Origin of the sequence: Micromonospora noduli (assembly GCF_003264365.1) — a bacterium.
Classification (GTDB): domain Bacteria; phylum Actinomycetota; class Actinomycetes; order Mycobacteriales; family Micromonosporaceae; genus Micromonospora; species Micromonospora noduli.
On sequence record NZ_PYAK01000105.1, the window covers coordinates 1 to 9,245 of the forward strand.

8 protein-coding genes and 1 pseudogene are annotated in these 9,245 nt (G+C 71.6%); 7 read left to right on the forward strand and 2 right to left on the reverse strand.

Going from position 1 to position 9,245, the window contains the following annotated elements; translation table 11 throughout:
• Positions 1-55: 55 nt before the first annotated feature.
• From dacB to tilS, 3 genes are all read left to right on the forward strand, one after another.
• Positions 56-1,456, forward strand: coding sequence for a D-alanyl-D-alanine carboxypeptidase/D-alanyl-D-alanine endopeptidase (gene dacB, locus GUI43_RS32525; RefSeq protein WP_249037916.1), 1,401 nt, complete (start codon positions 56-58; stop codon positions 1,454-1,456).
• 94 nt (positions 1,457-1,550) lie between these two features.
• Positions 1,551-2,621 (forward strand): Rv3626c family coenzyme F420 biosynthesis-associated protein, encoded by a 1,071-nt coding sequence (locus GUI43_RS32530; protein WP_091403614.1) that lies wholly within the window; start codon positions 1,551-1,553, stop codon positions 2,619-2,621.
• 10 nt (positions 2,622-2,631) lie between these two features.
• Positions 2,632-3,624 (forward strand): tRNA lysidine(34) synthetase TilS, encoded by a 993-nt coding sequence (gene tilS / locus GUI43_RS32535; protein WP_112582847.1) that lies wholly within the window; start codon positions 2,632-2,634, stop codon positions 3,622-3,624.
• Positions 3,625-3,637: 13 nt separating this feature from the next.
• Here the strand turns inward: tilS and GUI43_RS32540 are convergent, their stop codons facing one another.
• Entirely contained in the window at positions 3,638-4,600 is a 963-nt protein-coding gene (locus GUI43_RS32540; RefSeq protein WP_112582848.1) for a GlxA family transcriptional regulator, read from the reverse strand.
• Positions 4,601-4,642: 42 nt separating this feature from the next.
• On the opposite strand from GUI43_RS32540, the gene GUI43_RS32545 reads away from it, so the two are divergent.
• The 4 genes from GUI43_RS32545 to folE all read left to right on the forward strand — a co-directional run bounded on the left by GUI43_RS32545 (position 4,643) and on the right by folE (position 8,765).
• A complete protein-coding gene (locus GUI43_RS32545) occupies positions 4,643-4,888 on the forward strand; it encodes a hypothetical protein (RefSeq protein WP_112700626.1) in 246 nt (81 codons plus the stop codon).
• 100 nt (positions 4,889-4,988) lie between these two features.
• A complete protein-coding gene (gene hpt / locus GUI43_RS32550) occupies positions 4,989-5,564 on the forward strand; it encodes a hypoxanthine phosphoribosyltransferase (protein ID WP_112582849.1) in 576 nt (191 codons plus the stop codon).
• A 530-nt stretch (positions 5,565-6,094) separates the two neighbouring features.
• Positions 6,095-8,113, forward strand: coding sequence for an ATP-dependent zinc metalloprotease FtsH (gene ftsH, locus GUI43_RS32555; RefSeq protein ID WP_112582850.1), 2,019 nt, complete (start codon positions 6,095-6,097; stop codon positions 8,111-8,113).
• A gap of 34 nt (positions 8,114-8,147) precedes the next feature.
• Complete coding sequence (gene folE / locus GUI43_RS32560; protein WP_112601529.1) at positions 8,148-8,765, forward strand: GTP cyclohydrolase I FolE; 618 nt, start codon at positions 8,148-8,150, stop codon at positions 8,763-8,765.
• Between the two features lie 107 nt (positions 8,766-8,872).
• Here folE and GUI43_RS32565 read toward each other — a convergent pair.
• Positions 8,873-9,245 (reverse strand): annotated as a pseudogene (locus tag GUI43_RS32565) (hypothetical protein); the annotation flags it as partial.

Genomic DNA, 9,245 nt, shown 5'->3' on the forward strand with positions numbered 1-9,245 from the left:
CGCGCCCGCGCCCGCGCCCGCGCCCGCCGCGCCGCGCCGCCGGAGGCGCCTGCCGGTGGTGCTGGCCGCCGTGCTCCTGCTGGTTCTCGCCGGTGTCGGAGTCGTAATCACCCGTCCCGGCCCGGTCGCCGGGTGGCTGGGCGACGACGCCGGGTCCGGGCCGAACGCGGTCGGCGTGACTCCGGAACCCGCCCCGTCGGACGTGCTGGGCGGCCCGGACTCGAACGCCCCGGTGCCCACCCCGGACGGGGTTCGGGCCGCGCTCGACCCACTGGTCGGCGTCGCCACCCTGGGCGACCGGGTGAACGTCTCGGTCGCCGACGTGATCACCGGTCAGACGCTGTTCGCCAAGGGGGCGGACGACGGCACCGTGCCCGCCTCGGTGACAAAGCTGGCGACCGCGGTGACCGTGCTGGCGGCCCGGGGGCCCGGCTACCGGATTCCCACTCGTGCCGTGGCCGGCGCGAAGGCTGGCGAGGTGGTGATCGTCGGGGGCGGCGACCCGACCCTCGCGATCAACAAGAAGGGCTACTACCCGGGTGCGGCGCGCCTCGACGACCTGGCCGCCCAGGTGCGTACCGCGCTCGGCGGCACGCCCCCGACCAGTGTCACCGTCGACGGTTCGGTCTACTCCGGCCCGGTCTACGGCCCTGGCTGGGACGACGACATCCCCACCGGCGGTTCGGGCGGCGCGGTGACCGCGTTGATGACCGACGGCGCGCGTACCGACCCGGGCGTCGAGCACGGGTCCGCCCAGCGGTTCACCGAGCCGGACCTGGCCGCCGGCAAGGCGTTCGCCCGGTTGCTCGGGGTGCCGACCGACTCCGTGAAGCGGGGCACGGCCCCGCCTCAGGCGGCGGCCGGTGCCAGCCCGGCACCGGGTACCGAACTGGGCGTGGTGCAGTCTCCGCCGCTGATCCGGCTGGTCGACGTCATGATCAGCGAGAGCGACAACCTGGTGGCCGAGGCGCTCGCCCGGCAGGTCGCGTTGGCCCGCGGTCAGCCCGCCTCGTTCGACGGCGGCGCCGCCGCCATGGACGCCGAGGTGGCGGAGCTGGGCCTGCCCGCCGACGAGATCAGCGTCTCCGACGGCAGCGGCCTGTCCCGACTCAACCGGATCAGCCCGTCGCTGCTGACCGATCTGATCCGCCTGGCTGCCAGTCCGGACCATCCGGAGCTGGCCGGTGTCTTCGGCGGTCTGCCGGTGGGCGGCTGGTCCGGAACCCTGAACGAGCGCTACCGCACCGCCGCGGGCACCGCCGCGGGCGCGGGCAGCGTCCGGGCCAAGACCGGCACCCTGACCGGTGTGCACTCCGTCGCGGGCCTGGTCACCACCGCCGATGGTCGGCTGTTGACCTTCGCGGTGCTCACCGACAAGGTGCCGGGTGACCGGGACACCGCCCAGCCGGCACTGGACCGGATCGCCGCGGCGTTGGCCGGTTGCGGCTGCGGCTGACAGTCGGCGGTTCGGGGGGCGACGCGGTCGCCATCGGCGTCGATCGAGGGCGCGAGCCCGGGCCGGGGTGTCGCGGCGCGGGTACGGTGGGTTCATGGCGCAGTTCGTGGACTGGGATCTGGCCGCCGCCACGGCGGGGGCGTTGAGCAAGTCTGGCCCCCGCGTGTCGTACGCGGAAGCCACCGACGTGGTCGGCGACCTGCGTCGGCTGACCGACGAGGCGGCCGGGCACGTGGCCGACTACACGGGGTTGCGGGCGCAGGTGTCGCATCCGCCGGTCCGGGTTGTCGATCGCCGCGACTGGGCCGCGACCAACATCGCCGGTCTCCGCGAGGTGATCACACCGCTGGTGAGTCGGCTCTCCGGCGACAAGCAACCGGGCGCGTTGACCGAGGCGATCGGGTCCCGGCTCACCGGGGTGCAGGCCGGCACGGTGCTGGCCTACCTCTCCGGCCGGGTGCTCGGCCAGTACGAGGTCTTCTCGGCCGACCCGGGCCAGCTGCTGCTGGTCGCACCGAACATCGTCGAGGTGGAGCGCAAGCTCGGCGCGGACCCTCGGGATTTCCGGCTCTGGGTGTGTCTGCACGAGGTCACCCACCGCACCCAGTTCACGGCCGTGCCGTGGATGCGGGCCTATTTCCTCAGTGAGGTGCAGGCGTTCGTCGACGCCTCGTCCAGCGGAAGTGAGCACCTGGTCGAGCGGTTGCGGCGCGGGGTGGCCACGTTGTCCGACGCGGTCCGTGATCCGGAGAGCCGCACCAGCGTGCTTGACATCGTGCAGACCCCGGCACAGCGGGCCGTACTGGACCGGCTCACCGCGTTGATGACCCTGCTGGAGGGGCACGCCGAGTTCGTGATGGACGGCGTCGGCCCGCAGGTGATCCCGAGCGTGGAGCGGATCCGGGCGTCGTTCAACCGACGCCGGGAGGCGGGCAACCCGCTGGAGAAGGCAATCCGCCGGCTGCTCGGGGTGGACGTCAAGATGCGCCAGTACGCCGAGGGGCGCAAGTTCGTGCACGGCGTGGTGGAACGCGTCGGCATGGACGGGTTCAACTCGATCTTCAACTCGCCGCTGACCCTGCCTCGACTGTCGGAGTTGGGTGACCCGGACGCCTGGGTCGCCCGGGTGCACGGCCCGGCCGGCACCATCCCGGCCGCTGGCTGACCACCCGCCGGTGGCCGCGCTCGCTCCGCCGGTGGCCGCGATCCGGGTGGCGGTCCGCCGCGCCCTGACCGGTCTGCCGTCCGGCGGTCCGGTGCTGGTCGCCTGCTCCGGTGGTGCCGACTCGCTCGCGCTCGCGGAGGCCACCGTCTTCGTGGCGCCGCGGCTGGGCCGCGCCGCGACGCTCGTCACCGTCGACCACGGCTTGCAGGACGGCTCCGCGGAGCGCGCCGAGGCGGTGGCCACCTGGGGGCGAGGGGTCGGTTTCGCGTCGGCGACGGTGGTCCGGGTGGAAGTGGCCGGGCGCCCCGGCGGGCCGGAGGCGGCGGCCCGCGAGGCCCGCTACCAGGCGCTGACCGAGGCGGCCCGGCAGCAGAACGCCGTCGCCGTGCTCACCGGGCACACCCGTGACGACCAGGCGGAGACGGTGCTGCTCGCGCTCGCCCGGGGCGCCGGCCCACGAGGGCTGGCCGGGATGCCCGCCCGGCGCGATCTGGGCGGGGTGCCACTGCTGCGTCCGCTGCTCGAGATCGGTCGGGAGCAGACGCGCGCCGCCTGCGCCGTCCTCGGGCTGAGCCCATGGCAGGATCCGCACAACAGCGACCCGTCGTACGCCCGGTCGAGGGTGCGGGGCGACCTGCTGCCGGCGCTGGTGCGGGCGCTCGGGCCGGGCGTGGTGGACAACCTGGCGCGGACCGCCCGGCTGGTGGCCGCCGACAACGCCGCGCTCGACGAGTTGGCGGGGACGGCGCTGGCGGCGGCCCGGTGCCCCGACGGAGGGCTGTCCGTGCCGGCGCTGCTCGGCCTGGTTCCCGCCGTCCGCAGCCGGGTGCTGCACTCCTGGGCCCGCGAGTTGGGCGCGCTGCCCGGTGCCCTGTCGCACCGGCACGTCGCCGCCCTGGAGGCCCTGGTGACCGATTGGCACGGTCAGGGTCCGGCCGATCTGCCCGGCGGTGTCCGGGTGCTCCGCCGCGACGGCCGGCTGGCATCGGTGCGCCCCGCCTGACCTGCGGCCGGTCTCAGCCGCTGTGCGCCCGGTCCCGGAATGTGGTCCGGTAGCTGTGTGGGGTGGCACCGACCCGGCGACTGAAGTGGTGACGCAACGCGGCCGCGTCGCCGAAGCCGGACTGGTCGGCCACCGCCTCCACGCTCAACGGGGTCTCCTCCAGCAGCCGCCGGGCGAGCAGCACCCGCTGGTTGGTGAGCCAGTCGTGCGGGGTGGTGCCGGTCTCGGCGCGGAACCGGCGGGCGAACGTGCGGGGCGCCATGCCGGCGCGGGCGGCCAACTCCTCCACGGTGATCGTCCGGTCCAGGTGGCCCATCAGCCACTCCAGCACCGGTTCGAGGGTGGGTGCCTCGGGCGCCTTCGGGATGGGCGCCTCGACGTACTGGGACTGACCGCCGTCGCGGTGCGGCGGGACCACCATCCGCCGGGCCAGCCGGGTCGCGGTGGCCGAGCCGTGCTCCTGGCGGATCAGGTGCAGGCACGCGTCGATGCCGGCCGCCGTGCCGGCGCTGGTGAGCAGCCGGCCGTCCTGGACGTAGAGCGAGTTGCACCGCACCCGGGCGCGCGGGTGCCGGCGTTGCAGCTCGTCCACGTACCGCCAGTGGGTAGTGCACTCGCGGTCGTCCAGCAGCCCGGCCTCGCCGAGCAGGAAGGCTCCGGAGCAGACGCTGAACAGGTGCGCTCCGCGGGCGTCGGCCCGCCGGAGCGCGTCGAGCACCGGGCCGGGGACGGCGGTGCCCTGGCTGTGCGCGGGGATGGCCACCAGGTCGGCCTCGTCGACCGGGCCGAGGTCGGCGTGCGGGGTGAGGTGGAAGCCGGACGAGGTACGCACGGGAGCGCCGTCCGGGCTGCACACCTGGAAGCGGTAGGCGGGGAAACCGTCGGCTGTCCGGTCGGTGCCGAACACCTCGGCGAGCACGCCGAGCTCGAAGGGAGCGACCTGGTCGAGGGCGAGGACGGCAACGGACCGCAGCATGTGACGAGGGTAACCCGACAGGTGGCAGTAAATCGATGACCAATGGCATTCCTGCCACTGTCCGGTCGCTTCGTGAGGTCGCAGACTGGTCTCAGTCCGGTGCGCACCGGCGGCGAAACCCACAGCAATCATGCGAAAGCGAGCGCCGCCATGGAGTTCCTGTTCATCCTCCTGTTCCTCGTCCTCCTCGCTGCCGCCTCGGCGGCCGGCCTCACCGCCGACAGCCACGATTCGGCCGACTGGAAGCCGAGCGACGATGGCCGCCGCTGGCGGTCACGTACCAACTGATGTGATTAGCGTTATTTGCGCAGAAAATCCTCGGCGGGACCGCGCCAAAAGGTGCGGCCCCGCCGACGGAGGCCATCCGACGTACGGCAGGCTAGGAGTCATGGCTGACGGCTCCTGGTACGACGCCGACATCGACCACGTGATCATCTCCGAGGCGCAGATCCGCGAGAAGACGGCGGAGCTGGCCAAGCAGGTCTCCGCCGACTACGCCCACGTGGGCGACGGGCTGCTGCTGGTGTGCGTACTCAAGGGCGCGGTGATGTTCATGGCGGACTTCGCCCGGGCGCTGGGCCGCAACGGCCCGCCGGCGGAGCTCGACTTCATGGCCATCTCGTCCTACGGCCAGGGCACCACATCCTCCGGGGTGGTCCGCATCCTCAAGGATCTGGACCGGGACATCGCCGGTCGGCACGTGGTCGTCGTCGAGGACATCGTCGACTCCGGGCTCACGCTCTCCTGGCTGCTGCGCTACCTCGAGTCGCGCTCGGCGGCGAGCGTCGAGGTGGTCGCCCTGTTCCGCAAGCCGGACGCGGTGAAGGTGCCGGTCCCGGTGAAGTACGTCGGCTTCGACATCCCCACCGAGTTCGTGGTCGGGTACGGTCTCGACTTCGCTGAGCGCTACCGGGAGCTGCCGTACGTCGGGGTGCTCAAGCCCGAGGTCTACGCCCGCTCCTGACGCCGGGCCCGACCCATCGCGACGGCCCGCCGGTCGACATGAGCCCGAATTGCATCGGCATCCATCAAGCCGACGTTCAGCGCGCTCTCAGCTGATGCGGTTACCGTGTAGCACGGTGGCCCGGAGGTTTCTCCGCGCTCGACCCTCTCGATCGCGTGACCGGGCGCTCGGGTGGCCGAGCCGGACTCCCCGCCACGCCGGCTTCCACCCGGACTCGCCGTACGTTGGCTGCGGGGCTGGTGGGCCTGCCCACGGTGCGTGTCGTCGATGTCGAAGGCGCGCAGGGTGCGAAGGCTCGCAGGTTCGCTGCTGGCGTACATGGTCTTTTGATGGTGCACGACTGCGGGGCTCGCAAGCTCACTCCTCGCGTACACGGTGTACCGTCGAATGACCGCGGCGCGGTAGTTTTCGCGCCTCGGGGTCGAGGCCGGCCCGCACGGCGGCTCCGGCTGCCGCTCAACGCGGCGACACCATCAGACGGTCAGGACGTCGATCAGGAGGATGCGGGCGCCCCGGCGCTCGACAACAGTATGGAACGTACGCGTTTCTTCCGCCGACCGGTGGTCTGGATCATCCTGGTCATCCTCGGCGCCGTTGTGCTCAGTCAGCTGTTCACCAGTGGTCCCAGCTACCACCGCGTGGACACTTCCGTTGCGCTCGATCAACTGCACACCGCCAAGATCAACAAGGTGGTCTTCCAGGACAAGGAGCAGACGCTCCAGCTGGACCTGGCTCAGAAGACCAAGTTCGGCAAGACCGAGACCAACAAGATCGAGGCCCAGTTCCCGTACCAGGCTGGCGACCAGATCTGGAACGAGGTGCTGGACGCCAAGGCGAACAACCGGGTCACCGGCCCGGCCGACGCCAAGGTCTCCTCGGACAGCATCTGGGTGAGCCTGCTGGTAAACCTGCTGCCGATCGCGCTGCTCGTGCTCCTGCTGCTGTTCTTCATGTCGCAGATGCAGGGCGGCGGCTCCCGGGTGCTCAACTTCGGCAAGTCCAAGGCCAAGATGATCACCAAGGACACTCCGAAGACGACCTTCGCGGACGTCGCGGGTGCCGAGGAGGCCGTCGAAGAGCTGTACGAGATCAAGGACTTCCTGCAGAACCCGGCCAAGTACCAGGCCCTGGGTGCCAAGATCCCGAAGGGCGTGCTGCTGTTCGGCCCGCCCGGCACCGGCAAGACGCTGCTGGCCCGCGCGGTCGCCGGCGAGGCCGGGGTGCCCTTCTACTCCATCTCCGGCTCCGACTTCGTGGAGATGTTCGTCGGCGTCGGCGCCAGCCGGGTCCGTGACCTGTTCGAGCAGGCCAAGACGAACGCCCCGGCGATCGTCTTCGTCGACGAGATCGACGCCGTCGGCCGGCACCGTGGCGCCGGCATGGGCGGCGGCCACGACGAGCGGGAGCAGACGCTCAACCAGCTGCTCGTCGAGATGGACGGCTTCGACACCAAGGGCGGGGTCATCCTGATCGCGGCCACCAACCGGCCGGACATTCTCGACCCGGCGCTGCTGCGCCCGGGCCGGTTCGACCGGCAGATCCCGGTGGACGCCCCCGACATGGAGGGCCGTAAGGCCATCCTGCGGGTGCACGCCAAGGGCAAGCCGTTCACGCCGGACGTCGACCTCGACGCGGTGGCCCGTCGTACGCCGGGCTTCAGCGGCGCCGACCTGGCCAACGTGATCAACGAGTCGGCCCTGCTCACCGCTCGTAAGGAGCAGCGGGCGATCTCCAACGACTCGCTGGAAGAGTCGATCGACCGGGTGGTCGCCGGTCCGCAGCGACGGACCCGCGTGATGAGCGACAACGAAAAGAAGATCACCGCGTACCACGAGGGTGGGCACGCGCTGGTCGCCTGGGCGCTGCCGCACGCCGCGCCGGTGCACAAGGTGACGATCCTGTCCCGTGGCCGCTCGCTGGGCCACACCCTGGTGCTCCCGACCGAAGACAAGTACACCCAGACCCGCGCCGAGATGATCGACACTCTGGCGTACGCGCTGGGCGGTCGCGCCGCCGAGGAACTGGTCTTCCACGAGCCGACCACCGGCGCCGGCAACGACATCGAGAAGGCCACTCAACTGGCCCGCGCGATGATCACCCAGTACGGCATGAGCTCCAAGCTCGGCGCGATCAAGTACGGCACCAGCGGGGACGAGCCGTTCCTCGGCCGCAACATGGGCCACGAGCGGGACTACTCGGACTCGGTCGCCGCCGAGATCGACGGCGAGATGCGGGCACTGGTCGAGCTGGCGCACGACGAGGCCTGGGAGATCCTGGTGGAATACCGGGACGTCCTGGACAACATCGTGCTCGAGCTGATGGAGAAGGAGACCCTCTCCACGGCCGACATGGCGCGGATCTGCTCCCGGGTGGTCAAGCGCCCACCGCTGGCGCCGTACAACGGCTTCGGCAAGCGCCAGCCGTCCACCGAGCCGCCCGTGCTCACCCCCGCGGAGAAGGACAAGCTCAAGGCGCAGGCCGAGGCTGACGGCGCGCAGGCGTCCGTCGGTGGCGGGGCGTCGTCCAACAACTCGGACGGCACGCACTGAGCAACGACCCGACGGCGACGACGAGCTGGACTACGTGGCCGCGCGGCTGATCAGCGGCAAGCTGACCGGCCGCCCCGTCGAGGACGCCGTCGACCTGGGCCGGATCGAGAAGGCAGTCCGCGAGATCCTGATCGCGGTCGGCGAGGACCCGGACCGCGACGGACTCCAGCAGACCCCGGCCCGGGTCGCCCGTGCGTACGCCGAACTCTTCGCCGGCCTGCGGGTCGACCCGGCCCAGGTGCTCAGCACCACCTTCGAGGCCAACCACGAAGAGCTGGTCATCGTCCGGGACATCGACGTGATGAGCCTCTGTGAGCACCACCTGCTGCCCTTCCGGGGCAGTGCGCACATCGGCTACATCCCGGGCCCCGATGGGCGGATCACCGGCCTATCCAAGCTGGCCCGACTCGTCGAGGTCTTCGCCCGTCGTCCGCAGGTGCAGGAACGGCTCACGTCGCAGGTCGCCGACCTGCTGATGAGCAAACTCGCACCACGCGGCGTCGTCGTCGTGCTCGAATGCGAACACATGTGCATGGCGATGCGCGGCATCCAGAAATCCGGTGCCAAGACCATCACGTCGGCCGTACGCGGCATCCTGCAGACGGACTCCAAGTCGCGGGCCGAGGCGATGGCGCTGATCATCCCCCGCTGACACCCTGACGCACCACGGCCGGCCGACACCCATCAGGGACGGCCGGCCGATGCGTTTCCCCACCTACCCGGCTGTGTTCCGGCCGGGCGGCCTTCCGGCCCGGCGGGTCAGCCAGCGAGCAGCGCCAACAGCAGGCCGACCGTGGCCAGCACCGCCGGCACCAGGCACACCAACACGCCGAAACGCACAGTACGGTCCAGCCGCTCGGTGGGGCTGGCCCGGAACAACCGCCCAATGCCGATCCAACCGGCGACAAACGCGACCGCCGGCATCGGCAGCCCGCAGATCAACGCCGCCACGGTGGCCGGTCCCACCCCCGTCGCCGCCAGAACCACCACCTGGATCAGCGGCACCAGCAGCGCGAACGGCCCGTACACCAGGAGGTTGCGCGCCCGCGCGGGCCAGGACCCCGGCCGGAACCGGCGGCGCGCGGCCAGCGCCGCGTCCGCCGCCTCCGCCCAGCCACGCGCGGCCCGCAGG

What these genes read in the sequence shown, in the direction of transcription:
- GUI43_RS32545 (WP_112700626.1), top strand. Translation starts at nt 4,643, where the DNA reads ATGGCATTCCTGCCACTGTCCGGTCGCTTCGTGAGGTCGCAGACTGGT.
- GUI43_RS32540 (WP_112582848.1), bottom strand. Translation starts at nt 4,600, where the DNA reads ATGCTGCGGTCCGTTGCCGTCCTCGCCCTCGACCAGGTCGCTCCCTTC.
- ftsH (WP_112582850.1), top strand. Translation starts at nt 6,095, where the DNA reads ATGGAACGTACGCGTTTCTTCCGCCGACCGGTGGTCTGGATCATCCTG.
- hpt (WP_112582849.1), top strand. Translation starts at nt 4,989, where the DNA reads ATGGCTGACGGCTCCTGGTACGACGCCGACATCGACCACGTGATCATC.
- GUI43_RS32530 (WP_091403614.1), top strand. Translation starts at nt 1,551, where the DNA reads ATGGCGCAGTTCGTGGACTGGGATCTGGCCGCCGCCACGGCGGGGGCG.